The sequence below is a fragment of the Bacteroidia bacterium genome (assembly GCA_033391075.1).
Lineage (GTDB): Bacteria > Bacteroidota > Bacteroidia > J057 > J057 > JAWPMV01.
On record JAWPMV010000001.1, the window covers coordinates 4,505,590 to 4,531,287 of the forward strand.

The 25,698-nt window shown below is 41.9% G+C and carries 30 protein-coding genes; 29 read left to right on the top strand and 1 reads right to left on the bottom strand.

Annotated features, from left to right (window positions below; genetic code table 11):
• Positions 1–84 precede the first annotated feature (84 nt).
• The 22 genes from R8P61_17955 (at position 85) to R8P61_18060 (ending at position 18,937) form a co-directional block, all read left to right on the top strand.
• Complete coding sequence (locus R8P61_17955) at positions 85–255, top strand: hypothetical protein (GenBank protein MDW3648959.1); 171 nt, start codon at positions 85–87, stop codon at positions 253–255.
• 72 nt (positions 256–327) lie between these two features.
• Positions 328–1,065, top strand: coding sequence for a hypothetical protein (locus R8P61_17960; GenBank protein MDW3648960.1), 738 nt, complete (start codon positions 328–330; stop codon positions 1,063–1,065).
• A 116-nt stretch (positions 1,066–1,181) separates the two neighbouring features.
• Positions 1,182–2,144 carry an acyl-CoA thioester hydrolase/BAAT C-terminal domain-containing protein gene (locus tag R8P61_17965; protein ID MDW3648961.1) on the top strand — a complete coding sequence of 321 codons (963 nt, stop codon included), beginning with the start codon at positions 1,182–1,184 and terminating at the stop codon, positions 2,142–2,144.
• Between the two features lie 75 nt (positions 2,145–2,219).
• Positions 2,220–3,713: an amidohydrolase family protein gene (locus R8P61_17970; GenBank protein ID MDW3648962.1), complete on the top strand. Its 1,494-nt coding sequence runs from the start codon at positions 2,220–2,222 to the stop codon at positions 3,711–3,713.
• Between the two features lie 266 nt (positions 3,714–3,979).
• A complete protein-coding gene (locus R8P61_17975) occupies positions 3,980–5,491 on the top strand; it encodes a T9SS type A sorting domain-containing protein (GenBank protein MDW3648963.1) in 1,512 nt (503 codons plus the stop codon).
• 84 nt (positions 5,492–5,575) lie between these two features.
• The gene (locus R8P61_17980; protein MDW3648964.1) at positions 5,576–6,610 is read left to right on the top strand and encodes an esterase-like activity of phytase family protein; all 1,035 of its coding nucleotides are present in this window, start codon (positions 5,576–5,578) and stop codon (positions 6,608–6,610) included.
• A 158-nt stretch (positions 6,611–6,768) separates the two neighbouring features.
• Positions 6,769–7,536 (top strand): hypothetical protein, encoded by a 768-nt coding sequence (locus R8P61_17985; protein MDW3648965.1) that lies wholly within the window; start codon positions 6,769–6,771, stop codon positions 7,534–7,536.
• A 23-nt stretch (positions 7,537–7,559) separates the two neighbouring features.
• Positions 7,560–8,276 (top strand): hypothetical protein, encoded by a 717-nt coding sequence (locus tag R8P61_17990; GenBank protein MDW3648966.1) that lies wholly within the window; start codon positions 7,560–7,562, stop codon positions 8,274–8,276.
• A 110-nt stretch (positions 8,277–8,386) separates the two neighbouring features.
• Positions 8,387–9,184: a DUF4097 family beta strand repeat-containing protein gene (locus R8P61_17995; GenBank protein ID MDW3648967.1), complete on the top strand. Its 798-nt coding sequence runs from the start codon at positions 8,387–8,389 to the stop codon at positions 9,182–9,184.
• A 6-nt stretch (positions 9,185–9,190) separates the two neighbouring features.
• Positions 9,191–9,697 (top strand): RNA polymerase sigma factor, encoded by a 507-nt coding sequence (locus tag R8P61_18000; GenBank protein ID MDW3648968.1) that lies wholly within the window; start codon positions 9,191–9,193, stop codon positions 9,695–9,697.
• Positions 9,694–10,485 carry a hypothetical protein gene (locus R8P61_18005; protein MDW3648969.1) on the top strand — a complete coding sequence of 264 codons (792 nt, stop codon included), beginning with the start codon at positions 9,694–9,696 and terminating at the stop codon, positions 10,483–10,485. Before R8P61_18000 ends, R8P61_18005 begins: the two co-directional genes overlap by 4 nt.
• An 18-nt stretch (positions 10,486–10,503) precedes the next feature.
• Entirely contained in the window at positions 10,504–11,727 is a 1,224-nt protein-coding gene (locus R8P61_18010; GenBank protein MDW3648970.1) for a hypothetical protein, read from the top strand.
• A gap of 177 nt (positions 11,728–11,904) precedes the next feature.
• Positions 11,905–12,483 carry a hypothetical protein gene (locus R8P61_18015; GenBank protein ID MDW3648971.1) on the top strand — a complete coding sequence of 193 codons (579 nt, stop codon included), beginning with the start codon at positions 11,905–11,907 and terminating at the stop codon, positions 12,481–12,483.
• 200 nt (positions 12,484–12,683) lie between these two features.
• Entirely contained in the window at positions 12,684–13,523 is an 840-nt protein-coding gene (locus tag R8P61_18020) for an SDR family NAD(P)-dependent oxidoreductase (protein ID MDW3648972.1), read from the top strand.
• Between the two features lie 12 nt (positions 13,524–13,535).
• Positions 13,536–13,814 (top strand): hypothetical protein, encoded by a 279-nt coding sequence (locus tag R8P61_18025; protein ID MDW3648973.1) that lies wholly within the window; start codon positions 13,536–13,538, stop codon positions 13,812–13,814.
• On the top strand, positions 13,792–14,535 hold the full coding sequence (locus tag R8P61_18030; protein ID MDW3648974.1) for a hypothetical protein: 744 nt from the start codon (positions 13,792–13,794) through the stop codon (positions 14,533–14,535). The genes R8P61_18025 and R8P61_18030 overlap by 23 nt, the downstream gene beginning before the upstream one ends.
• Before the next feature lie 15 nt (positions 14,536–14,550).
• The gene (locus R8P61_18035) at positions 14,551–15,111 is read left to right on the top strand and encodes a cyclic nucleotide-binding domain-containing protein (protein MDW3648975.1); all 561 of its coding nucleotides are present in this window, start codon (positions 14,551–14,553) and stop codon (positions 15,109–15,111) included.
• 12 nt (positions 15,112–15,123) lie between these two features.
• Positions 15,124–15,642, top strand: a complete 519-nt coding sequence (locus R8P61_18040; protein ID MDW3648976.1) for a DinB family protein — start codon at positions 15,124–15,126, stop codon at positions 15,640–15,642.
• A gap of 58 nt (positions 15,643–15,700) precedes the next feature.
• Positions 15,701–16,741, top strand: coding sequence for a S41 family peptidase (locus R8P61_18045; GenBank protein MDW3648977.1), 1,041 nt, complete (start codon positions 15,701–15,703; stop codon positions 16,739–16,741).
• Between the two features lie 43 nt (positions 16,742–16,784).
• Positions 16,785–17,351: a VanZ family protein gene (locus tag R8P61_18050; GenBank protein ID MDW3648978.1), complete on the top strand. Its 567-nt coding sequence runs from the start codon at positions 16,785–16,787 to the stop codon at positions 17,349–17,351.
• Between the two features lie 62 nt (positions 17,352–17,413).
• A complete protein-coding gene (locus tag R8P61_18055) occupies positions 17,414–18,577 on the top strand; it encodes a metallophosphoesterase (GenBank protein ID MDW3648979.1) in 1,164 nt (387 codons plus the stop codon).
• A 24-nt stretch (positions 18,578–18,601) separates the two neighbouring features.
• Complete coding sequence (locus R8P61_18060) at positions 18,602–18,937, top strand: DUF1801 domain-containing protein (GenBank protein ID MDW3648980.1); 336 nt, start codon at positions 18,602–18,604, stop codon at positions 18,935–18,937.
• A gap of 15 nt (positions 18,938–18,952) precedes the next feature.
• Here the strand turns inward: R8P61_18060 and R8P61_18065 are convergent, their stop codons facing one another.
• Complete coding sequence (locus R8P61_18065; protein MDW3648981.1) at positions 18,953–20,572, bottom strand: SBBP repeat-containing protein; 1,620 nt, start codon at positions 20,570–20,572, stop codon at positions 18,953–18,955.
• 174 nt (positions 20,573–20,746) lie between these two features.
• On the opposite strand from R8P61_18065, the gene R8P61_18070 reads away from it, so the two are divergent.
• From R8P61_18070 to R8P61_18100, 7 genes are all read left to right on the top strand, one after another.
• Positions 20,747–21,331: a Crp/Fnr family transcriptional regulator gene (locus tag R8P61_18070; protein ID MDW3648982.1), complete on the top strand. Its 585-nt coding sequence runs from the start codon at positions 20,747–20,749 to the stop codon at positions 21,329–21,331.
• Between the two features lie 276 nt (positions 21,332–21,607).
• On the top strand, positions 21,608–21,826 hold the full coding sequence (locus R8P61_18075) for a hypothetical protein (GenBank protein ID MDW3648983.1): 219 nt from the start codon (positions 21,608–21,610) through the stop codon (positions 21,824–21,826).
• 140 nt (positions 21,827–21,966) lie between these two features.
• On the top strand, positions 21,967–22,476 hold the full coding sequence (locus tag R8P61_18080) for a hypothetical protein (GenBank protein MDW3648984.1): 510 nt from the start codon (positions 21,967–21,969) through the stop codon (positions 22,474–22,476).
• Between the two features lie 102 nt (positions 22,477–22,578).
• Positions 22,579–23,109 carry a DinB family protein gene (locus R8P61_18085; GenBank protein MDW3648985.1) on the top strand — a complete coding sequence of 177 codons (531 nt, stop codon included), beginning with the start codon at positions 22,579–22,581 and terminating at the stop codon, positions 23,107–23,109.
• Between the two features lie 60 nt (positions 23,110–23,169).
• The gene (locus tag R8P61_18090; GenBank protein ID MDW3648986.1) at positions 23,170–23,520 is read left to right on the top strand and encodes a DUF5655 domain-containing protein; all 351 of its coding nucleotides are present in this window, start codon (positions 23,170–23,172) and stop codon (positions 23,518–23,520) included.
• 149 nt (positions 23,521–23,669) lie between these two features.
• Positions 23,670–24,461, top strand: coding sequence for an AraC family transcriptional regulator (locus R8P61_18095; GenBank protein ID MDW3648987.1), 792 nt, complete (start codon positions 23,670–23,672; stop codon positions 24,459–24,461).
• 93 nt (positions 24,462–24,554) lie between these two features.
• Entirely contained in the window at positions 24,555–25,616 is a 1,062-nt protein-coding gene (locus R8P61_18100) for a S41 family peptidase (GenBank protein MDW3648988.1), read from the top strand.
• Positions 25,617–25,698: the final 82 nt, after the last annotated feature.

Below are 25,698 nucleotides of genomic sequence, written 5' to 3' on the forward strand. Positions count from 1 at the left end.
CTGAAATAAAGTGTGGAATCAATAGGAGTTGAAGCTCTTACTAAGTAGAGCGCTTCAACTAAAAAACACATCCTTTGATTCCGCATGAAAAGCCTGAGAATATTTGCCTTATCCATTCTATTCTATCCAGACAATGCTTTAGTCCAGCTCATTTACAAAGAGATTGTTCATACCAATGCGAATGTCCGCTTAAAAGAAGGGCCGGGAAGTCTGGATAGAGGGATGGTGGCGATTGAAAAAGGGGCAATTGCATAAAAAAGATTTCAATCTGATTAAGAAATATGAGTTAATCGAAGAAGAATAACCTGCAATATTATCAGAAACAGCATGACTGAATCATCAAGCACAAAAGGAACGAAAAGCTGGTTTTGGCTAGGTCTCCTTAGCTCATGGACTTGCTTTTTACTTTTCTTCACCCAATTTATTGGATTTTTGATTTGGGGAGGAGCCCTATTCGTTTTAATTCATCGAAAATCTTCCCTTAGGTGGAATCTACTTGCCTTTTCCCCCTGGCTCTTGGTCCCCTTATTATCCATGACTTTTGCGACGGCAAACTACTTCCAGGGCGAAGCTTCTCTAAAATATACCGGAATGCCCTCTCAAGAATTTTACAATCTTGATCCTGAATCCAGAAGCTGGAAGCAAACTTCCGGATGTCTGATCATAGGTTATGAATTTTTTACCCATAGTCCCAATAATGTAATGGTCAAGCTATGGACCCACCTATTGGGTCCGCAAAGAGGGATATATCAGGGGATATATCCTGACAAGCGCGAAACAGAGGAATTGCTGGCTACTCAAGCTTCCAGCTTGATCTTTAAGAAAGGAATAAAGGGTTCTACTTTCCAGCTGAATGGAAAAACTTTCCTGATAGAAGAATATCAGTATCACCCACAGGAAGACCTTTCCCTGGATAAGATTGCTCATGTTTTATTTCTGAATAAGGAATTGATCATTTTCAAAGCCCTCGACCAGAAAAGCTTTCCAATTACTTACCTGATAGATTATAAAAGCGGCAAAATATTCGCACGTTATAGAGATGATCCGGCAGGCCCGAATTTTTAGACAGAATTCCTCTCCAAATTTCCAACTCAGTAAGAAGTCAAAGCCTCCTTATCCAAAGATTCATTTATCTTAGCGGGGATGCTTTGCATCCTTATTAGCTTTATTCTTCAAACATAATGAAAAAAGTTTTTCTCGGATTGGCCCTACTTGGAATTCTTGCCGTTGGGTATTTGGTATTGGACAGTTTTCTTTTTGAAGGAGTTCGCCCTCAAGCAATCAATGAGCAGGGATTTCAGGCAAATTATTTTGCGCATGACACACTTTCCAATCAGTTGGCAGTAGTATTAATTGGGGGTGGGCAATGGGGAGATTACTGGGCTTCAGAATTTGCCAAGAAAGGCTATGCAGCTCTTTCTCTTCCTTATACACAGGCAGAAGGATTGCCCGCTCTTCCGGAAAATATCGAACTGGAGTATTTTGAAAAAGCCATAAACTGGCTAAGAGATCAGGAAGCAGTAGATCAAGATAAAATTATCGTCATGGGGGCTTCCAGAAATGCAGAATTAAGTTTGGTATTAGCGAGCACCCTGCCCGAACTCATAGGAGGTGTCATTGCCTTTGCGCCCAGTGCAGTTTCCTGGTCGAATACCGTTTTGCCCTACAATTCTGATGAATTAACAGCCAGTTGGACCTATAAGGGAAAGGCTATTCCCTATATTTCCATGAAAAAACTCAGAGGTGGAGAGTCAGAAAAGCTCAATACCCTGGCTTATTGGTCTGCAGGTCTGGAAGACTCTCTAGCTGTGGCTAAGGCTATCATTCCTATCGAAAAAATCAAGGGTCCAGTGCTCTTATTGTCTGGCAAGGATGATAAAGTCTGGCCCTCCGCCAGCATGGCTGACAGGCTGGAAGAGAGAAGCAAAGCTTACGCATTCACTTATCCTTTCGAAAATATCCAATACGATGATTCAGGTCATTTGATTTCAACTGATCCCAATCAAAAAGAAGGCCCCCGAAAAGGCCAAATGACTATCGAAGGAAAATCCTACAGTTTTGAATTTGGCGGCAGTGCGTCCGGAGATTTTAAAGCAAAACAGGATGCCTATCGGAGGATCATGCAGTATCTTGAGAAACGCTAGCCAGATGTTTCCTTGATTCTTTAAGGCAACTCTCAGGATTGTGAAAAGTCTTTAGCCTAATACATCGAAAACCACATGCAAAAACACACGCTTTCCCTACTCCTTTTTTTGCTTTTCATTTCCTGCAAAGACAACAAACAAGTCATTTCCCTTCAGACGGGCCTACTAATATCTCATGTCAACATTCTGAGCAGCGAAGATGGGAATTATGAAGCCTATGAAGGCTATGTTCTACTGGAGCAGGATAAAATCATGTATGTGGGAAAGGAGAAACCTGAAATTAAGGGTGAGTTTGAAGAACTTGATGGGACAGGCAAATACCTGATTCCCGGCCTGATCGATAGCCATGTGCATGTAACAGAAGTGCAGGGGATGAATTTTGATCAGCAGGCTAAACACACAGCACCGGCAGAGCAATTTAGAAAGCAGGTCCCACGCTCCTATCTGTATCATGGATTCACCAGCCTGATAAATCTGGGTGGGATCAGTGAAGACCAGCTAGAGTTTTTTGCAGCTCAGCCTTTAAGTCCGGAAATATACCATACAGGTAGATCAGGGGTTTCAGTCCCAAATGGTTATCCCATGAATTTCGTCCCGGAACAATTTCGCTTTGAAGCTGCTCCTAACTTTGTTTTTCTGGAAAGTGAGGCCGATAAGATTCCGGAGAAATTCAATCCCGAGGATCATAGCCCCAAAGCAGTTGTCAAACGCATCAAAGAATCAGGCGCTATAGCTGTCAAAACTTATTATGAATCCGGTTTTCGCAATTTGGGAACCTTACCCCTCCCTACAGAGGAAATCATAACTCAACTTCAGCAGGAGGCAGATGCAAATGATTTGGTCCTGAGTGTTCATGGCAATTCCTACGAAGCCCACAAATTTCTCACGGACATAGGCGTGGACATCATCACGCATGGGATGTGGAACTGGGGCGATTATAAAGATGTTCCTTCGGATTCTTTGCCACCGGAAATAAAGGAAGTATTGGACAAACAAATCGAGCAGCAAATTGGATACACGGCTACCTTGACCGTTCTGGAAGGAGAAAAAGTACTGACTGATCCAAACTTCCTGCATAAAGCAGAATTGGCAAAGGTAGTCCCTGCACAAATGATCGATTGGTACAAAAGTGAGGAAGGCCAATGGTTTGGCAAAGACATATTCGGAGATATGCCTCCGGAAATGGTAGACCGCATTTACGGAAATATCCAGGCGCATGCCCTTCTGGTACTTAAATACCTGGCAGAGCATGGAGGCCTGATTTTGTACGGAACTGATACGCCCTCTGCCCCAACCTATGGGAATCCCCCTGGCTTAAACGGATATTGGGAATTGGAACTGATGGCAAAAGCTGGCATGTCCCTGGAACAAATTCTTGCCTCAGCTACCATTCATAATGCAAAGGCCTTTCATCTGGAAAATGAAATTGGTTCCATCGCAAAAGGGAAAAGAGCAAACCTTGTACTCCTCAGTTCCAATCCCCTGGAATCTATCGAAGCCTATGCCGCAATCGATCACATCATTTTGAATGGAGAGCTGATTGAAAGAGAAAGTCTTTCTGCGAAATAAGCCTTATGTAGGTTCAAAATAGCGCTGCCGATTTTTGTTTCAAAAATTGAAAAGACTGAAAATTAGAACTAGCTTAGGATTACATATTTCAGTTAAGGTCTATCCTACATTGTTACACACATACTTCCTTCGAATACTTACTTCACGCATAGGGATTCATGAGCAAGCAATTTTGACGATAGCTTTGCCAACACCGCTTGGCAGTAGATACTAGTTCTATTAGTATACCGCTGAGATTCAGAATTTCAATCTCACAACGAAAAGCTATGAAGTCAATCCTTAAGTTTTCATCCATTTTTTTCCTGGCCCATATGCTACTTTGGTCACCTTTGCAATCTCAGGTCTTATTAGGATCAGCGATCTCAGGAGAAGGCAGCACGGACGCTTCGGGTACAGCAATAGCACTCTCTTCCGATGGCAATATACTGGCAATAGCTTCCGAAAGAGCCCTTTCCGCAGGTTTTACAACGGGACATGTTCGTGTGTTTAGCTTTCAGGACAGTATGTGGATCCAGAAGGGAATGAACATTGACGGCCAGGCCGGAGGGGATAGAGCAGGCAGTTCACTCGATATTTCAGCTGATGGAACAAGAGTAGCCATAGGTTCTAATGGGCATAATGTTAACAGAGGACATGTACGGGTATTCGAATGGCAAGACAGTAGTTGGGTACAGATTGGGCAAGATATTGATGGAGCAAGTGGTGGTTCTCGGGCAGGATCCTCTCTTTCTTTATCATCAGATGGCAATCGTTTGGCAATGGGTGCTCCCTGGAATGATGATGTTGCCTCTAATTCCGGCCAGGTAAGAGTTTTTGACTGGGATGGAACTAATTGGATACAAATAGGGACAGATATTGAAGGCCAGAATGCCGGAGATCAAGCCGGTGCTTCGGTTGTCCTTTCTTCTGATGGTAATCGGCTGGCAATCGGCGCTATAGACAGTGATAGTGCAAATATTCAGGATGTAGGGGAAGTAATAGTTTTTGAGTGGACAGGAACTGATTGGACACAATTGGGTCCTTCCATATACGGGAGAAATGCAAACGACGTATTTGGTTCCTCAATTCGTCTATCTAATAATGGAAATAGATTAGCAGCTAGCGCCAAGCCAACTAGCAGAAGAATCGGTGGATATATCAGAATATTTGAGTGGGATGGGACTAACTGGAACCAAGTGGGGGCTGATATTTTGGCAGAAACAAATGGAGATGGTTTTGGTGAAGCAATTGATTTATCTGAGGATGGAAATCGAATTGCTGGAGGTGCTCCAGAAAATAGTCAGAATATATCAGGTGCCGGGCATGTGCGAATTTTTGACTGGGACGGTGGACAATGGATGCAAGTTGGGGTAGATATAGAAGGCTCCAGTACTCGAGCTGATTTAGGAAGTGCACTGGCTTTTTCAGCAGATGGAAATATATTGGCCGTAGGGGCTCCTTTTCAAAATGGTGCATCCGGAGAGACTCTGGTCTATGAACTTGATTTTACCAGCACTCCCATAGATCCATACATTTCTTCCTTTCATGCTTTTGAAAAGCTATTTCCTAATCCATCCACAGGAATCGTACATCTTCAAATAAATCTAAATACCTCCGCAGAAGTACAATTGAGTCTGTACAATCTATTTGGTCAAGTCATGTATTCAGAAAAGAAACAGGGTTTATACGGAAAGAATCAGCTGGAAATGAATATCAAGAATTTACCTGCAGGGATTTATGAGGTATTTGTGACGGTTAAAAACATCTCCATTAGCCGAAAACTGGAAATAAGAAAGTAAGCTCAGGCAAAAATTTTTCGACGACTGAAGGAATTCCCAGTGAAGAGCGTCTAAGCCTTTACAACAAACAAAATTCCTTTATTCATGAACTATTCGAAAATTATTTTTGCCCTCTTTTTGAGTCTTTCCCTTTTTTTCTATGCATGCGAAGAAGAGAGTCTTTGTCCTGACACGATTTGGTACCAGGATGCGGACGGAGATGGGCTGGGGAATCCGGATCAAAGCCTTAGTGCATGTGAACAGCCCTCAGGCTACGTAAGCAATGCAAATGACACCGATGATTCTGCTTCTAATGGGATTGTCGCTTTAGGCGATGCACTCTCAGATCAGATCGATGCAGGAGATGGAGCGGGTATAGACAATGCCTTTCGCAATAGCGGGATCGTTATTGATGAAGCTGCCAACACCTATTTCGCAGTAAATGGTGTCCATCCCATCAATTCTGGAGATTACTCCTCTTACTATCCCAAATCCATCGTTGAAGCCTCCCTGGATACGGATGAAATTGTCAATGTCTGGTCCTTCGATGCTAACACTTTGGGAAGGCAAGTAGATATGGAAGGTCTGACTTTCGCCGAAAATACAGACTTCCTTTACATTGGAGATGAATACAACTTCATTTACGAATTGGATCTGAGTAGCGGGCAGGTTACACGTGAATGGGACCTTGCAGAAATAGGAATTAGCACAAGTACTGATCGAGGGGTAGAGGCTTTGACCTATCTGGATGGATATTTTTATGCGGGTGTTCAAGCAGACCAAAGTATCTACCAATTGGATTTGCACCTGAGTGCAAACGATCCCAATGATGCCGATTATCAGAAAGTAGAATCCATTTCTTCTTTTTCTGTAGGAGTATCTCCGAGTGGCTTATTCGGAGCTAGCGATGGGAGTATTTACATGATTGCTGTGACAGGAGATCAGGTCATTTACAATTATAGCACTTCTGGCTCTTTAAACTGTACCTACACCCTGGCTTCCAGCCTGAATCTTCAGAGAGCTGATGGAATATATATTGATAGCAATGAAGAATATGCATACATCGCAGATTCACAGGGTATGCTAAACGGGCTTTCATCCGTTTACAAAATCCCCTGGGACTCAGGCGCATGTCAATAACGAAGTTTAAGGCATTAGTATTAGAAAGCTGCTTTAACAAGGAGGCGACACCTGGGTGTCGCCTTTGCTTTATTCACTAGCTATCGAATTATTAGCAAATAAAAAGTTCGCATACTAATTTGCAGAAACACACATAAACTTTTTATTCTTCTTTCCCCATGAAAATACGCTCAGCCAAAGACGTTGAAAAACTGGATGCCCGACTAAAGGAAGAACTCGGCATAGATGTAAGCACCTACCGAAACGAAGAGGCAGTCTCCAATTTCACCGAACTTCTCATTTTCCCTAAATATGTAATCAACTGGACACTCAGACCAGTCCTCATCGCCTTTTTGTTATACATCATTGGCTTTTTCTTTCTGGATTTGGTTCATGTCGAATACCTGTTATATGCTTTGATTGGCCTGGTACTATTCCTGCTTAGCGGCGTCTTTTTCGGCCTGCTTTTTCTGACCTGGCGAATGAAAAAAGACCTTTGGGGCATCATCGAATATTCGCTGGGGATTATGAAAACAGCTGTCAGTGATATCAATCAGGTCAGTAAGCAGATAAAGCCAGAGAACCGTAAAGAAGTTTTGTCTCTGGTATTCAAGGGAGTTATTCATATCGTTACCATTCCCATGCTCAGTAAAGTAATTTCGGATAAAATCCCTCTACTAGGTGGAGTAGTTAATTCTTTTGTTAAAAAAGTTCTCACACTCGTATCCGATAAAATCAAATTCGATGAGGTGCAACTGGAAGAAGAATTGCAAAAGAAAAAGGATGAGCCTGGAGCCTTAAAGGTCTATGCAAATACCCTTTCCTCAGCCAGTACAGGACTTGAAAAAATCTTGAATGTCACTTTTGGGGTAGCACAGTTTCCCATCAAAACTTTCTTTTTCATCTCCGCTACCTTTTTGTTTCTTTTCCTTTACCTGATTAATTAACTTAGGAAAAGGACTCCTACTACATGGAAAAATTCAAGCACCTACACCTTTGGATGATTCTCCCTTTACTTATCATCCAATTAGGTATTTTCAATTACTATTGGCCAGGATTTAGCAGCAAAAGCTGGGAGATACATATTCACTACTGGCTGGTAAGTGCTTGGTACTTATTTCTTATCCTACAAGCACATTTCCTAACAAAAAATAAGCTAAGCAAGCACCGAACATGGGGAATATTCGGCTTTCTGCTCGCGGGCGGAGTGATTTTCTCAGCTATAAGCTTGCTGGATTTTCCACTCAAACTAGCAGCGCAGGCGAATCCTGAAGCTGGAGGACCTCCCGTATTTTTCTATTATGCAACCCTCATAGCTGAATTCTTTTCGATTATTGCCTTTGCCTATGCCATTTCACAAGCCATTATTCACAGAAAAAATCTACAGGAACATGCCTGGTGGCTAATCGCCAGTGTATTTTACATGATGGTTCCGGCTCTGGGAAGGGGAATGATTCTTTTCTGGCGGACGATTTTGAATCCAGAAGATTTTAGTCCCCTCTATGTTTTTACGAGCACAGAACTTATCTATCTGTTTCTATTTCTATTCTTTGCCTATAAGTTCGGTAAACTAAAACACCCGGCAAGCTGGATAGGCTTAGGCCTGATTGCCATCCGCTTCATAAGCAAGCCATTGGCTGCAAATGAATCTGTACAGGATTTTCTTCAAAGCCTTATTAAGTATTAGATTTTCCCCTGTCAGATGAAAGGCCTTCTTTATTCCTTCAAGTTTTTTTCAGCAAACTGTCAGGATTTAGCTTTTCCCGCGTAGTCCTTGTAAATGCTAATAGAAAACTTATGAAACGGATTCCAATTTTTATCCTTCTGCTCAGTTTACTTTCCTCAACTTTCGCCCAGCACCGTTACGAAATTCCGATGGCAGAAAAAGGGGAGTTGAGTATTGACGTTTATGATGCTTCGATTCGCGTGATAGGAGTAGCGGGCAAGAATGCCAGTGTCGAAATCCTTAAGGAAGGAAGCGAAAAGCCTGCAAGCAATAAAGAGATTCCGCATTATGATGTGAAGAAGGAAGGGAATAAGCTACAGATTGTAAAAAAGGAAAGTTACCGAATCAAAAACATCCTGATTCTCGTTAAAATTCCCTGGAATTTCAGCTGTAAATTGGATACCTATTATGGGAAAGATCTGGAAGTCAGTAATATGAAAGCAGATTTACTCGCAGATGCTTATTACGGAAATGTAAGTGTAAAAAATTGCGATGCACGCATAGAAGTGAATAGCTTTGAAGGCCTGCTGAAACTTGATGATTTAAAGGAATCGGTCATCGCACATAATACCGAAGGAGATATACAGGCAAGCTTTCAGCATATCCCCGCTTCCTTCTCCTCCATTTTTTCCAGCAATAAAGGCAATATCAAGATCAAGCTGAATACAAATGAAAAACTCCTTGTAGCCATGGACACCTATTTTGGCAAGATCAATAGCCAATTCAAACTGGGTATTCCAGATGCCAGCGAACTTCCCAATCCCGATAGGAAGAATAAACTCTCCTTTCGCACGATCAATCAGGGATCAAAAGCAAAAGTCCTGACGATCAAAAACTACTTTGGGAATATTGACCTCCTGAAAAACTAAACAGACATGCTGAGCGAACACACCTACAGGATGTTTGTCCGAGAACATAGCGATAGCCTATTCAGGTATGCCTACTTCTTCCTCAAGAATCAAATGGATGCAGAGGATGTCTTGCAGGAGTGCCTACTCAAACTCTGGGACATCAGAAAAACAACTACCCTAAGGGGAAATCCCCGAGCTTTTGTTTTCCGCATGATCAAAAACAAATGCATCGACCGATTGAGAAAAGAAAAACGAAACCCCATCGGTACTGCTGAAGAATTACCAGAAACAGCCAGTGCTGCCCAGGCCTTAAGCACTTTAGAAGTCAAAGAAAGCAAGGGCCAACTCATGCACATCATCCAACAACTCCCGGAATTGCAAAGAGAAATTCTGATTCTGAGAAATATGGAAGGATGTAGCATAGAAGAAATCGCAGAAAGCCTGGATATGAAAATCAATACCGTAGAAGTCTATCTCTCAAGAGCACGAAAAAAAGTAAGAGCTGCCTATACCAAAATTGAAAAGTCATGAAGCATAGCATAGATAATATAAAAGCCCTTTTGGAAAAATATTATGAGGCCAGGACCAGCCTTGAAGAAGAGCAAATACTTTTCGACTACTTTTCTTCTGAAGAAGTTGCTGAAGAACTCCTCCCCTATAAAGAAGAATTTCAGGCATTTTCTCAGGAATACCCAAAATTGAAAGTTCCCGAGAATCTGGTCGAAGATATTATCTCCAACTCCTATCAAAAGAGTTTTCAGGAGAAAGTCAGCTCAAATAAAATTTCTGTAAATCGCTACCTCATGATTGCCGCCTCTGTTTTCCTGATTGCTTGTTCATTTGCAGTAGGATATTATAGTGGGGACAAAAGCACGCTAATTGCAGAAGAGGAAAAGGGAGACATACACAGCCTGAAAGAAGAAATTCGGGACATGAAATCCCTCATGGTTCAAAACTTCCTTGACCAGAAGCAGAACCACCAAAAATTGTATGCCTTGAGCCTTGCCTCTCAATTTGATTCTATAGAGGGCGAAGTGCTGGATCGGGTTCTGACTACACTCAAACATGATGAGAATGTAAATATTCGTCTGGCTGCTGCAGACTTACTTTATCAATTTGCCGCCAATCAGGAAGTTCAACAAGGTTTGGTAGAAGTATTTCCCAATCAGGAATCTCCCCTTGTTGTCCTCGAATTGGTCAGAATCATCAAAAGTCTTCAGCCCGCAACTTCTCAGGCATTACTAGATGAAATCATAAAACAAGAAAGCTTACAGGATTCTCTCAAAGAGCAGATCCTGACTACCTATAAAGCGATTTAACCTAAAGCATTAATTAAAATGAGAACATTCCTATCCAGCCTATTTATAGGCCTGAATCTCCTATGCCTTTCATTCAGTGCTTTTACTCAAAAGCCATTGACAGCTGAAGACCTTTTGCCCTATACCACTCACTTCGACCTCAAGGAAAATCTAAGCCTTGAGGGGGAAGTAGTTGACATCCTGGAAAAAGAAATTCAGGCACACCAATTTGTGGGTTTGGCAGAGCTGCATCGTTCCAAAAATCTAAGCCTGTTTACAGTCGCTTTCCTTAAACTCCTCCATAAACATGAGTTCGATTATTTTGCGATGGAACTGGGCCCCATTTCTGCGCAATTCCTTCAAAAATATGCTGAAAATCCGGATCAGGTAGGCGAGCGAATAAAACAGATCAATCGAAGCTATGGAAGCAAAACCTTTGATATTGCGCCCTTTGTATTTGCCGATAGAAAGGAGGACGCCCTTTTTATGGAAGAAGCCGCTCGATTGGATTTCGAATTCTGGGGCCTAGATCAGGAGTTTTTTGATTCCTTCGAGCTTCATTTGGACTCCATTTATGCCACAGCTGATAAAAAAGGGGGAGAGATCGAAAGCTTATACAAGGAGTGTAAATCGAACATTCGAAAATGGAGGAGAAAAGAATTGTGGAAGGGGAATTTCGCCTACACCTGTAAGCTTCTTGAAGATGAATCTCTCAATGATTTTTTTTCCTCTTTTAAAGGAAACCTCATTGCGGAGCCTCATATAGATGCCGTAAAAAGCAGTCTGAGAATCTATTGTAAAAATGAGCAGGGCAAAGGTAGCAACCAGGAACGAGCCTATTATATGCAATCCAATTTTGAGCAGAGGTATAAGCAAGCACAAAAAGAGAAGGAACAGCCTCGGGTATTTATCAAAATGGGTTCGGTACATTTGAGTAAAGGGACTTCCATTTTTGGGGTAGACGATATGGGAAAGTTTTTGGAAGAAAAGGCAGCTTTAGAAAAGACCGCCTACCTGAATATCAGACACCTCAGGCGATTTCGAAATGGGAAGGATCTCATTGGGAAGAAAGGCTGGGAAGAAGTAGGCCTACTCATGAAACTAGGAAAGAAGGATCGTTGGACCCTGACAGATCTTAGACCGATGAGAAAGGCTTTGCAAAGAGGCGAAATACAAGTGGACAAACATATCAGTTATGAACTGATGAATTTTGATTTTCTCCTCATTCCCCCGAATGACAAAAAATCGAAACCCAATTTTTAACCCAAAATCAGATCTATCCTAATCTCAGCCAGGCTTTTCTCATGCATGAGCAAGGCCTGGCCTTTATAGTTAGTACAGTTTATGGAAATAGGATATAAATTGCTTCTTCCTATAAAAGATAGCTGTAGGAGTTCGGCCTAAAGAACTGCCCGATTTCGACCCACAATTTTTGTCAAGATGAAAAGACTTACCTGCATCATTTCCCTGAACTTTATAATCCTTTCTTCCTGGGCTTGTTCATGTATTGGCATTCATCCAATCAACCTTGCCAGCCTATATGCCGATCAGGTCGTTGTCGCCAAAATCAGTCCCCAAAGACCCTATTCCAATGCCATCGAAGTCAAGATAACACAAGTCCTCAAAGGAACTGCCGAGCTTAAGGGCCAAGCGGTTCTCTTATGGCAAGATTTCTTTGAGTGTTCTTCTCTTCCACGCATAGATAGCAGTCAAGAATTTGTGTTTGCCTTTGATCGAATCGAGGAAGAATATTTAGTAGAATATTGGGCCAATAGCAAGGAATTGCAAACCGTATCGGATTCTAGCAGCTATAAAAATGTCCTGACAAAGCTGAAAGCACATCAACACTTTGGGCTTCCTGGCTGTAGCGTTTCCTATATTAAAATGGAAGCTCAAATGGAAGTTGTACTTGCCCGCAAATACAAGCCGAAAAAAAACAGAATCATCCTTCGTACGAGAAAAAGAAAATTAAGCCGGGAGGATTTCATCCAATACCTCAAAAATTTGGAGAAGATCTAATCTGATGAGAATTCTCATTTTGTCAGCTAATGAAAAGATAGCTGCCGTTAATATTTTGTATATTACACCCGCTATAATAACTTACTAAAAAATGCCCGGGAGACAGAACGAATAATGCCTGAACAGCCTTAGCTGATCGGTTTTTCGAATCTGCGACACTTCCCTAAAAAGTGTCAATCCCCCAAATCACACCTACTATTATGAAAAAACAAGCCATTGTAACTGGAGGAACCAGAGGAATTGGCAAGGAAATTTGCAGGCAACTCCTGGAGAAAAACTACCATGTGCTCTTCATTGGAAGAGATAAACAAGCAGGAGCCGAAATAGAACAAGAGTTCCAACAAGCCTTCCCTGATCTAAATGCAAATTATCTCTATGGCGATCTAGGCAGCATTGCCTCTTGCAAAAAACTGGCCGCCGACCTTCAATCTCAGTTCGAAAAAATTGACCTCCTGATCAACAATGCCGGAATATGGCCTACCCAGCTTAGCACCAATCCTGATGGACTTGAAATAGCCTTTATGGTCAACCATCTTGCCCCACTCATCCTCACAGAAGCTTTGCTTCCCAATATTCAGAAAGCAGAAAACGCTAGAATTGTCAATGTAAATGCCGGCCTCTACCCCAAAGGAAAAGTTTCTGTAGAGGAAACCCCTTATGGCAAGGATTTTCACAAGATCAAGACCTATTGCAATACCAAACTTTGCAACATACTGGCAACCTTGGAGATAGCGGAGAAACTGGAAGGAAGTGGAACCACCATCAATGCTTTGCATCCCGGTGTCATAAAAACAGGACTCGGAGATTTTGGAGGATTTATGGGACTCTTATTGAACTTCGTAAAGCGTTTCTGGAAAAGTCCTTCTCAGGGGGCAGAAGCTCCCGTATGGCTAGCAACAGCAGCGGAAATAAATGGAGTAAATGGAAAATATTATGATGAAAAAAAGCTGGAGGAAATTACCGGCCAGGCGACCGATGCTGAAATAAGAAAAAGTATGTGGAACAAAAGTCTCGAATTGGCAGGAATAGATTGGAAGTAAGGATGGAGCATTATGGAATGGGAAGTGCAAGGGTATTATAAAAACCCGGACGAATTAGCTCCTTCCTGGCATGTGGACTGTTCGTGTGATTTTATTGAGGAAGTGGAAGCATACGGGCAAAAAAATCTTCTGGATGTGGGAGATACTGCTGAGGTAGAAATCTTCTTTGGAAATACCGGGCTGGAATTATTCCGGGGAATTTTCTACATGCCTGAAGCTGGAAAAGGAAAAGTAGCAGAAGAACAATTAAAGTCATTTATCGAAAAGTATGTTGAAGACGAAAAAGGATAGGTATTTTTTCATCCTTCACAGCCTTTTATTACTCCTTGTCTTGCTAGGGTTTGCGCCAAGCTTTTACCTGCGTCCATTGAGCAATCAAGCTGCATTGCCTTTCCATCTCCTGATCCATGGAATCAGCTGTACCAGCTGGTTTATCCTCTGTTTACTCCAGGTATATTTAATTCAAAGCCATCGAACACTATCTCACAAAAAACTTGGAACTTCTGCAAGTATCCTCGCGCCTGCAATCTTCCTTAGTGGTCTTTGGGTGATGTACCATCGGATACAAAATTTTTATGTAAAAAACGGAAATGATCTGTCAGGAAGGCTGGACTATCGCGAATTTGAGAGCATGCTGATCTGGGGAGATATTTTTGTACTTATCTCCTTTCTACTCCTGGTTTATCTGGGATATCGATTTCGGCAAAAGATTCATCATCACAAGCGATATATGCTTTTCGCTTCGATCATGATTGTTCCTCAGGCATTTGTACGGATCGGAAAGCTTCCTTTTTTACAGTTGGGAGATGATCCCGGGGCCAGTGGGAGTATCTATGCAGTCCTGGGTCCGGTTTTGATCTTGCTCTCTTTGATTTTCTATGATAGAAAAACATTGGGGAAAGTGCATCCCGTAACCAAATTGTCCTGGGGCTGGTATATAGGCTTATTAGCAATTGCGACCCTCCTGATGCGAACTGGTTGGGGAGCAGATATACTGGAAGTATTTCAATAAATGATTCCTCTTGATATGAAAGCCTTTCTTTCTCAGATATACAAAGTAGAAGATGACATATTCGAGGCATACATTTCTCACTGGAAAGCTTTCGAATTACCCAAAAAGACCATCATGACTGCTCCGGGAGAGACCGAGCGCTTCATGTATTATGTAAAAGAAGGAATCCAGAAATCCTATTACCTCAGTGGAAATAAACAGCATGTGATCGCTTTCGCCTATGCTCCTTCTTTTAGCGGAATCCCCGAATCTTTCTTTACCCAAACTCCTTCTCGCTATTACCTGGAAACGATCACGGATAGTACATTTCTTCGCATTCCCTATGACAAACATCAGGAACTCATGCAGAAGTACCGCCCCATAGAAACCCTTTTTAGAAAAGCTACAGAAATCTTCCTCACAGGTGTCATCCAACGCCAACATGAACTCATGGCTTTTGACCTCGAAACCCGCTTCAAAACTTTCGTCAAAAGAAGTCCCCATCTGCTCAATATGGTTTCCCAAAAAGACCTTGCCTCCTACCTACGTATGGACGCTACCAATTTCAGCAAATTGATGAACAGCATTCACATTTAATCTTCAGATATCATGAATCAGCTTAAGTGGTTTGACAGGAAATTTAATTTTGAGCATACGCAAAATATCCTTCCTTCGGTCATGGAAAGATTGAGATTGACCCCATTAGGCCTGGCCGCTACCATAGAAAGAGTGCCACAGGAAGTACTGGTTCAAAAAGCGGAAGGCAAATGGTCCATCCTGGAAAACATCGGACACTTGTTGGATTTGGAAAGCATTTGGCAAGGAAGATTGGAAGATATCTTAGCGGGCAAAAAGTACCTGCGTGAAGCAGATCTTTCCAATACCAAAACCCATGAAGCCCAACACAATCTCAAGGATGCTGAGGTACTGTTAGAAGCATTTAGAGAAAGTCGAACAAAGACCGTGATGGAGCTAGAGAAATTGGATGAAACAGATGTTTTCAAATCCGCCCTTCATCCCCGTCTGCAACAGCCCATGCGAACCCAGGATTTATTCCTCTTTGTCGCAGAGCATGATGTTCACCATCTGGCAGAAATCACCTATCTAAAACGGAGCTTGCGTTCCTAAGCCTGTTAACAAATCAAGGCCTGCTTCGTCTTCCGGGAAATAACCTAATTCCACGGATATGCGAAACCTATTATTGCTAACTTTTATTCTCCTCTTCCCTCTATCCATTCATGCCCAAAGCCTCTCTTCTCAGGATAGCATTCAGCTAGTATTTGAGAAAATTTTTGAGAATCTCGAAGCAGATTACCTGTTCAGGAAACAGGTAGATTGGCGAAAATGGAAAACAGATATTTATCCAAAGGCCCTTCAGGCAAACAGTCTTGAGGATGCGCTTAGCTACAGTACGCAATTATTTGACAGCATCGGATGCAATCATTGCATGATATTTTCCAGCAATGGTTTTTTCCAAAGCAGCTTGAATAAAAACTTGCAACAGGAAGATTTTAGCCGAAATTTTCTATTAAAATATGAGAAAGAACCCGGCTTCGAAACAAAGATCATCCAGGATTCCTATGGCTATGTCCTCATCCCGGGTATGCTACTTCTGGATGCGGATAGAGATTCTCTGGATCGGGTCGCCCAACATATGTATAATGAGATTCTAGCATTGAGTGAAGGTAGAGAAATCAAGGGCTGGATCATCGATCTTCGTTTCAACATTGGGGGAAATGTCTATCCCATGCTCGCAGCCCTCTATCACCTCCTGGGGGATGCAGTAGCCTATACGGAACTGGATGAGAACAGTAAATTGATTCAAAAGAATCATTTAGAGGCCGGTGCATTTTATACCGCCGAAAAAGAATTGGTCAAAGTGAATCCTGCCGAGCTCCCGGATCTCAAAACTCCGATTGCAATTATTACAGGTAAACTCACCGGAAGTGCGGGAGAGGATGTCGCCATTGCGTTTAAAGGCAGAGAAAACACCCTTTTTCTAGGCGAAGAAAGCTATGGCTTTTTAACGGGAAATGAGATGGTAGAAATCTCTTATGATGCAAAAATGGCCTTTACCACCTGCTTTATAGCGGATAAATACCATGTGTACAGAGAGACCGTCAAACCAGACAATCTTATCGAAAAAGGAGATAATTTCGATCAACTTGAAGAAGACGCAAATGTGATTCGCGCCCTGCAATATTTTAATTCATGGGAAAAAGACTGATCTTGGGAAAAGCAGCTGTTGGCTGTTTAACGTTCCCGGATCAATGAACATCTTTACTTCTGATAAAGAGAAAAAACTATGGAGGAGGGTATTCCTTGTCCTGGCAGCCATTTATCTCAGCCTGGGATTTGCAGGCAGTCTTGTCAATTGGTTGGAGGACAAAGGTTTGCTGACTACCGGATTCATACTTGCTTTTGGACTGGTCTCTGCTGCAGTTCTTGGAAGTGTTATCAAACGTAAGTTGGGAGGGGTAGAAATCTGGCTCTTATTGGGAATCATAGGTGTCTATACTTTCCTGATCGTTCGTTTGGGAATCAGTCCCATTGAGCGCACGCATTTATTTGAGTACGGATTATTGGCCATACTGATAAAAGAAGCACTGACAGAAAGAAACGTCCAGCTTCCCAATAGTCCCTCTCCCTGGCTGGGAGCCTTTATACTCACCACACTCTTCGGGGCCCTGGATGAAGGAATACAATACTTCTTTCCCGATCGGGTATTTGACCTGAGAGATATCCTCTTCAATACCCTGGCAGCTTTTATGGCCTTAGTCGCACATTTTATCCTACTTTGGGGGAAAGAAAAGTTTTCAGCAAGGAATTCAGCTTAGGGAAATTGGCAAAAATGCAGGGATCATGTATTTTCATTCTTTAGCCCCATAAGTCTCACACAATGAAAAACATCCTCTCGATTCTCCTCCTGTATTTACCCTTTTCCTTATTGGCACAAAATTCTCAAACCCACGGATGGGTCTTTGAGGATAAAAACAGAAATGGAATTCGGGATACAGGTGAGGCAGGTATTGCCGGAGTAAGCATTTCCGACCAGCATAAGGTAGTACAAACAAATGCACAGGGATTTTTTCGCATAGAAAGCAGCCTCGATTTCCCCTACCTCTTTATCAGCATGCCTGAGGGATACAGCGGGAAATTCTATTATCCAAAAGCCTCAGAGCAAAACTTCCCCCTGACAAAAACGGAAAAGCAAGACCATTTTTTCTTTATCCATGCTTCAGACACCCATATAGATTCTGCCAATTTGCCTCGTATGCTCCACTTCCGAAAGATGGCAGAGGAATTGAATCCTGCTTTCATCATAATTACCGGTGATTTGGTTAGGGACGCCTTGCGGGTGGATGAAAAAATAGCCAGCGCCTATTATGAGATGTATGTAGAGGAAATTGAAAAATTTTCCATGCCTGTGTTCAGTGGAGTGGGAAATCATGAAATTTTCGGGATAGAGCGAGACAAATCCCTGGTAAGTCAAAAACATCCTTTATATGGAAAAGGCATGTATCGACATTACCTTGGCCCCAATTACTACTCCTTCAATTATGGTGGGTTGCATTTCATTTCTATAGATGGTGTAGACTACCAGAATCTTTATTATTTCGGAGGTGTAGATTCGGTTCAGCTGGATTGGTTGGAAAATGATTTGAGTTTTGTAGAGGAAAGCAAAGGTGTCATTACTTTCAACCATATTCCTTTTGTCTCTCCGGGATTTTCCTTTCAGAATTTTGATTCCCATCTTTTTTACGGCCCGGTCCTTCTCAAACAGAAGGGGAAACTGGAACACCGGCATATTGTCTACAATTATGAAGAGGTAAAAAAACGAATCGGTGATCGCCCATTTCCCTTTGCATTGTCTGGGCATTATCATGCCGTTCAGGAAGGAAATATTTTCACCTATCCCACAACTTTTGCCCAAACTTCAGCCATTTCCGGGCCAGACAGCTTCCCTTTTCAGGGACATGTGGTTAAGTCAGGCTTTACATTATATGAGGTAAAAGAAGGAAAGATTATCAGGAGCGAATTTATTCCCCTGAATTTGCCCTAGATTATTCAACACAAACAAAAAGAGATGCAATTTGACAAGGACCTCGCTTCCGAACATCGCGAGCTTTTTTTAGCAGCCCGCGAACTTTTACTTTCTTTTGAGGGAGTAGTAGAAACCAAAAAGCCACGCATCACTACCTACTCCAATCAAAAAGGAGGCATTTGCCATATGAGGACCATGTCCTATGGAAAAGATTTCGGATTTCTGAAAGGCGCTCGTATGGAAGATAAGTATGGCAGTCTGACAGGCAAAGGAAAATCCATCCGTGTACTCCCTCAAAAAGGAAGCCTTGAGGAAGAGAAAATTCGATATTATTTGGAGCAGGCTATCAGGATAAACTCTCAGAAAAAGGCCAAATAATCCAAATGGTATTTACTAGAATCTTTTTTGAATCTGGATTTTCTCATTGATTAGATTGCCTATATCATCCTCAATCTGCAGCACATAAACCCCTGGTATAAATGCACTCACATTTAATTGAAATATAGGTGATGTGATTTTCTCTTCCAATAAGATTTTTCCGTCTATCTGATAAAAGCGAAAAGCCTCCAAAGGTCGATTCTCTTTGTGAGAAACAGTAAGTAAACCATTAGCAGGATTGGGATAAACTTCAAGAGGAGAAGCTACTAGCTCCTCAACTCCGACAATCTGTCTGTCTGAGTATTTGGCGATAAAAATGTTTGAATGGTTACTTGCAGAAAGGTTAACGCTTCCAGGAGAAGGATCAAAATCTACTGTATCAGTGATTTCTCCAGTTATATAGACATATCCATTTTGGTCTGCATTAATACCGTAGCCATTATTGTTAGTTTTTCCGGAAAGCTCAAATTCCCACAATAGATTCCCATTTGGATTTCTTTTCTGCACCAGAATGTCCTGGTGATAAATAAATGGATAGGTAGAATCCGGGGATATCTTGTAAAAATTCCCGGAAATATAAGAATTCCCCAATGCATCGACAGAAAGGCCATATACTCTGTCATCAAGTCCACCTCCCATTCGCTCTGCCCAAATCAAATCTCCCTTAGGGCTTAATTTCTGCAGAAACATATCTTCATATCCTACTGCACTTAAAAAAGTAGTATCGGGCCCTGGATGAAAATCTGTTTTGCCTGAGAAAAAACCCCCTACAAATAGGTTCCCTCTTAAATCCGATTCCAGACTTAATGGAAGATATTTGATTGCTTTTGCCCAAAGAAATTGCCCGTGCTTATTTAATTTCTGGATATAGGCATTTCCTGAATTACCATTCCCCAAAAAATAGCTTCCAGAGCCAGGATCCATATCTACCCTTCCTTGGATATATCCTGAACTATACACGTTCCCAAATGGATCTACTGTCATCGCATAACTATTATCATCTTCATAACCGCCGAAAGACCTGATCCAAAGATGATCGCCACTTTTATCAAGTTTCCATATAAAATTATCCATACGTCCATTTGAACAAGGATTCTCAATCCAGTTTTGAGTGTCAAGGATTATACAATCAGAATATGATCCGCTAAGGTAAATGTTGCCTTCTTTGTCCATATCCATATCTCCAAATATTGAATATGTCGCGGGAAGAATTTTAGTCCAAACAATCTCCCCTTCAGGGTTCAGTTTTTGCAATGTCGTAGATAAAATCCAGCGAGACCCACAGGTAAAAACATTCAAAGAATCATCAACAAAAACTCTATAAGTTGGATATCTATACAAAGTGCTGTACAATATACGTACCCAACACAAATTCCCTTCAGCATCTAGTTTTTGAACAAATGCACTTCCTATAGTAGGGTCAGCACTTACCATATGAGTATCAGGTCCCGGATCAAAATCAACGGTTCCCTTAAACCTACCGGTGATATACACATTTCCTAGCTTATCAGTTGTTACAAAACTGGACAGGTCATTATCTTCATCACCAAAAGAGTGAGCCCAAACAAGGTTTTGCCCTGAGGTTTCAAGGATGATAGTGGTGAACAGAATCAAGAAAATGCAGATAGGTCTCATGACAGAAGCTTAACGAAGTGTACGCAATATTCTAACGCTAATTCCATACAAGAGGTAATTCCTCAAAATAAAAATTCTGAAAACTGTTCGCCTGATTAAATCGTACAAAGACTGTAAGAAAGACACCTCTCTCCCAACTAATACTATACACCACAAGAACTAATTTTCTATTCAATGGAAAAGGAACTTTTAGCCTTTATGAGCCAGTACGTCGAACTGGATGCTCGTGAAGAGGAAATCTTTCTCTCAAGTCTCAATTTCCAGCACTTCAAAAAAGGGAGCTTTTTGCTTAAAAAAGGAGAAATAGCCCAGCACTGCTTTTTTGTTGTCAAGGGCTGTGTCAGGAAGTATTACGTCATGGGAGGTGAAGAAAAGACCACCGCCTTTTATACAGAGTACCAACCCATCAATCCCATCAGCCTCATGACCCAGGAACCTTCCTCCTACTATTTGGCTTGTACGGAAGATTGCATTTTGTCTGTGGGAGATCAGGAGAAAACCGACGAACTTTTCCGCGAAGTTCCCAAGTTTGATTTGCTCGCCCGGGAGTTCAGTAGCCAGATGATGGTCGAACAGGAAATCATGTTTGATGATTACCACAACCTCGATCCGGAAATGCGCTATGTAAAACTCATGGACAAACGGCCGGACCTCCTTCAAAGAGTCCCCCAATACCAGCTTGCCAGCTATTTGGGCATCAAGCCGGAATCCCTAAGTCGTATCAGAAAAAGGATACGTGAAAGAGAGCAAGTGGCATAAGCATACCAATGGTGTTCAACTAAACGTGCGAGGGCCATCAAAATTCGGTGTTCGGGGCCGGACAGAGCCAGGCTTTAGAATTTTGACGGTTTTTGCGCCCCTTTTTTCCGTAAAAAAGGGGCAAACCCCTTATGATGTAGACCCTTAAAAAGAACAAAAACTTAAATCATTTCTTAACTCAAATCAATGAAATTCATATTTGAGAAAAGTATTTTTGAATTCGTGAGCATTACACATTTGTAATCCTTTCGTCTACTTTACGTCAAACACAGATTCATGAAGATTCTCATTCTCAAAACAGACCTCCAGGATGACGAGGCCGTGGATCAGGTTCAAGATCTCCTGAATAGTCACCCTGACATTGCAAAATGGACCGTGGATACCGAAGACATCGACAAGGTGTTACGTATCGAAGCCAAAGATGAATTATCCTATGATGAGGTAATCGCTATGGTAAATTATCAGAACTTTCATTGTGAAGAATTGGAGGATTGATTTCCGTCTTCCATTCACGAGAACTTAACTTCCTAAAAATTAACTATGCCCCACATTTGTGGGGTTTTCTTTTTACAGCAGGGAAATGTAATTGACAAATTGTATTTATCAGCAATTCCTGAATATCTTTAGTCCAACATATGAAAGTCCTGCATTTATTCTCCTGCCTCGCTCTCCTTTCCCTCATAGCATGTGCCAATTCGTCTGATAAAAAGCCAAAACTGGATCGGGAAGCATCTGTTTCAGAGATAAGCAGCAATTCTCCTGATTCTGATCTCGCCCTAGAAACAGCATTTTTCGACCCCAAACTTCCCTTTACCATATCAGAAATCAGCACTCCTCATGACTATCCCTCTTCCATGGACGATCCTTCCGTTTGCGAGGGATGGGAGTTGGATGAAAAAGTAATCAGCCAAATCTTGAAAAGCTCAAGGGTTATAGAGGGTTCTGAATGGCATCACATCTTTGATCACCTGCCTTGCAATCATCAGGCGGTGATTGGGCAAGGGAATCAGGAATACAAACTCTCGCTAAATGGAGGTTCCTGGATGAGTATCAGTAATTCGGATAGCAGTATGCTTATGGGTGTTTTTGATAAGAAATTCGATCAGTATTTTCTTTCTGAGCCTATGCGTGAGGAAGATCAATAAAGAAAACGCTTCACACTTCTTGGGTCCTTTTCTTAAACGGGTTTATACGCCCAGGCTGTTGAATTGAGTAAATTGATTTCATCCACCCTTTAGCCCCACTACATGAAAAAAGAAGAAATCATAAAGGTCCTGAATGAAAATTACCAGGCATTTATCGACTATGTATCCAGTCTCTCAGAAGAAGACTATGGTTACAGACATGAAGGCAAATGGGATGCAGCTCGTCAATTGAATCATATCAATTTAAGTGTAGCCCCTTTGGTCCAGGTTTATGCTTTGCCTCCGGCCATAATTGAGAAGAAGTTTGGACGAGAGGAAAGGACCGCTAGATCTTACGAAGATCTACTATCCGCTTATCAGAAGTTACTTGCTGCTGGAGGAAAAGCCCCTGGCCGATTTGTCCCGGGAGAGGAAGAAATACCTCCCAGAAAGGAGATGCTGGATCAACTTTCTTCATTAGTTCCTCAGCTTTCTAAACTCATCGAAAAGATGAGCGATGAAGATCTGGATAGTTTGCTTATCCCTCACCCTCTTTTGAAATTGATTAGCTTACGGGAAATGCTATATAATGCCATCTATCACGTTAGGCATCATCAAAAACAAATAGAAACATATTTAGCTCTAAAAGCTTAAGTAGCTATGTGGCAGTGTCCAAGATGTAAAAGACAATTCCAGAAAAACAATCAGAGTCATATGTGTACCCTGAAGGATATCGGAGAATTATTCGAGGGTAAGTCTGATGAGATGGTATTGGCCTATGATGATATTATTCAGGTTATCAGCAGATGGGAACCCTGTAGCATTGGAGCTTCTGTCAATACCATAATCGCAACCAGTAAAAAAGCCTGGCTCATCATCCGTCCTATGAAAAAAGAGTTGGATGTAAAGTTTTACCATGATGAGGAAATCTCGTCTAAAAAGATCAAAAAGCAGACACTATGGGGGAAAAAATATGCCTACCATATCCGAATCAGTCGGCCGGAAGAATTGGATGAGGAAGTGTTCAGATTACTGAAATTGGGACATGAATATTCCTTAAGCTAAATAAAAGATGATTCAAAAAAGGCTTCCTCTTAAGGTCTCTTCGATCAGATTCAGACTAGTGAAAGAGGCAAACATTTATTTTTGAGGAGGAAGAGGGAAATTGAACTTGTGAGGGGAATCTTCGTTTAAGCTGTAATAAGCAGCAAATCATGCAAATTCTACAAAAAGGAGAATATACGGGCGAAATTGTGCTGAGTAAGCAAATTGAAGGGAGTACGCTGAGCCATACGCAGTATGCCCAAAATAAAGGTAATCCTGACTGGCATTGTCATGAAAATCTGCATATCTGTTTCGTCTTTCAGGGAGGGAAATCTGAAACAAAAAAAGCCCAGCAATATACGGAGAAGGATGGAAGCATCTTCTTTTACCATGCAGAAGAAACACATCGATGGATCTCTCCTAATGCCATCTCTAAAAGCGCCAATATCGAAATCGCTCCTGCCTTTCTTAAAACATATCAATTGTCAGAATCAGGAATCAAAAGAGCCCTCTATAATAACATAAATGCGAAAGCCCTGATTTTGAAAATGCAGCAGGAATTGCTGGCAGGAGAAAATGAACCCCAAAGCTATTTACTCAGCCTCCTCCTCGAACTCCTCAGCAGTCAAAAGGAGGAAAGGAATAACAAACCAGAATGGGTCCCAAAATTGAAAGATTTGCTCCATGATAGCTGGAATGAAAAGCTAAGCCTTTCCGAGATGGCCAGGCTGCTACACCTCCACCCAATCACCATTTCCAAAAACTTTCGGAAGTATTTTCATTGCACCCTGGGAGAGTACCAACGAAAACTCAAGATTAACCATAGCATCCCTTTGATCAAAAATTCAGAAATGTCCCTTACCGAAATCGCTATGCATTGTGGATTCTCTGACCAAAGCCATTTCATTCGCAACTTCAAACATGCGACTGGTTTCCTGCCACGTCACTTCCAGAAATTCTGATACTAGAAAGCTAATTTCATTCTATTTTAAGCGAAGAGGAAGCCCAAACTTTGTTGTAAATCCGGAACCAACCGGATGCTCAACACCTCTGTTATGCCAATACCTAGAATCCTTTTCGGAAGTCTGTTTCTTTCCTTCCTACTCTGCTTACCCTGTCAAGTGTTTGCACAGTCTGAGGATATTTCCCCTGTCAGAAAAGCTGAACTCGATAGCCTTGTTCACAGAATCTCAGCCCTGGCAGAAGAATTCTATATCAGCCAGGATACGGGCCAACTCATGGGCGAACTGCTTCAGGAAAAATTAGTTGCGGGAGCTTATGCTGATCTGTCTCATCCTGATAGCCTGGCCCGTCGATTGACCAGAGACCTTCGATCTGTAAATGGAGACCTCCATATGTATGTCGAAGCCATTCCGCCTGGGGATCGTCAATCCAATGATAGTAGCCATATTCTGGTAGATCGACGTGGGGCATGGAGCAATTACGGTTTTCAGAAAACAGAGATTCTGGATGGGAATATTGGATATATTAAAGTTAGTCATTTCACTTCCTGGCGCCATTTTGAGGCCGCTCAGGTAATTATTCAACAAGCCATAAAAAATATCGAGCAAACGGATGCCCTTATAGTAGATCTGCGCGCTAATGGAGGAGGTTTCGAAGAAATTGTAGCCTATATGATCAGTTACTTTTTTGACGGAGAGGTCATTCACCTATCCGATTACTATTGCCGCCATGACGATAATAGAAGCAGTATTTATACTCAAGCTGATGTACCCGGCAAGAAGCTTCCTGATTTGCCATTGTACATTCTGATCGATAAAAAAACAGGTTCAGCTGCAGAGTCTTTTGCCTATATGTTGAAGCATTTGGATCGAGCTATGGTGATAGGGGAACGCAGCGCTGGCGCTGGCAATGGAGCCTCTCAGCATCGGGCGGCTGATCGATTCCTATTGACTGTTGCCTGTCAGCAAAGCATAAATGCCGTTACACAAACAAGCTTTGAAAAGCAGGGAGTAATTCCACATATCGAGACAAGCAGCTCAGAAGCCCGGAATACCGCCTATAAACTGGCTTTAGAACAACTTAGGGATAAAGAAGGGAATGAGATTCATCCTGTCAACTATGACCGGATTATTGACGGTCTGGAACCAAAATAGGCTGGATATAAATCGAGAAATAGTTTCACAAAGTCTTTGTCATTGCGGGGGAAGCGAAGTACTCCCCTCAACTCAGAAAACT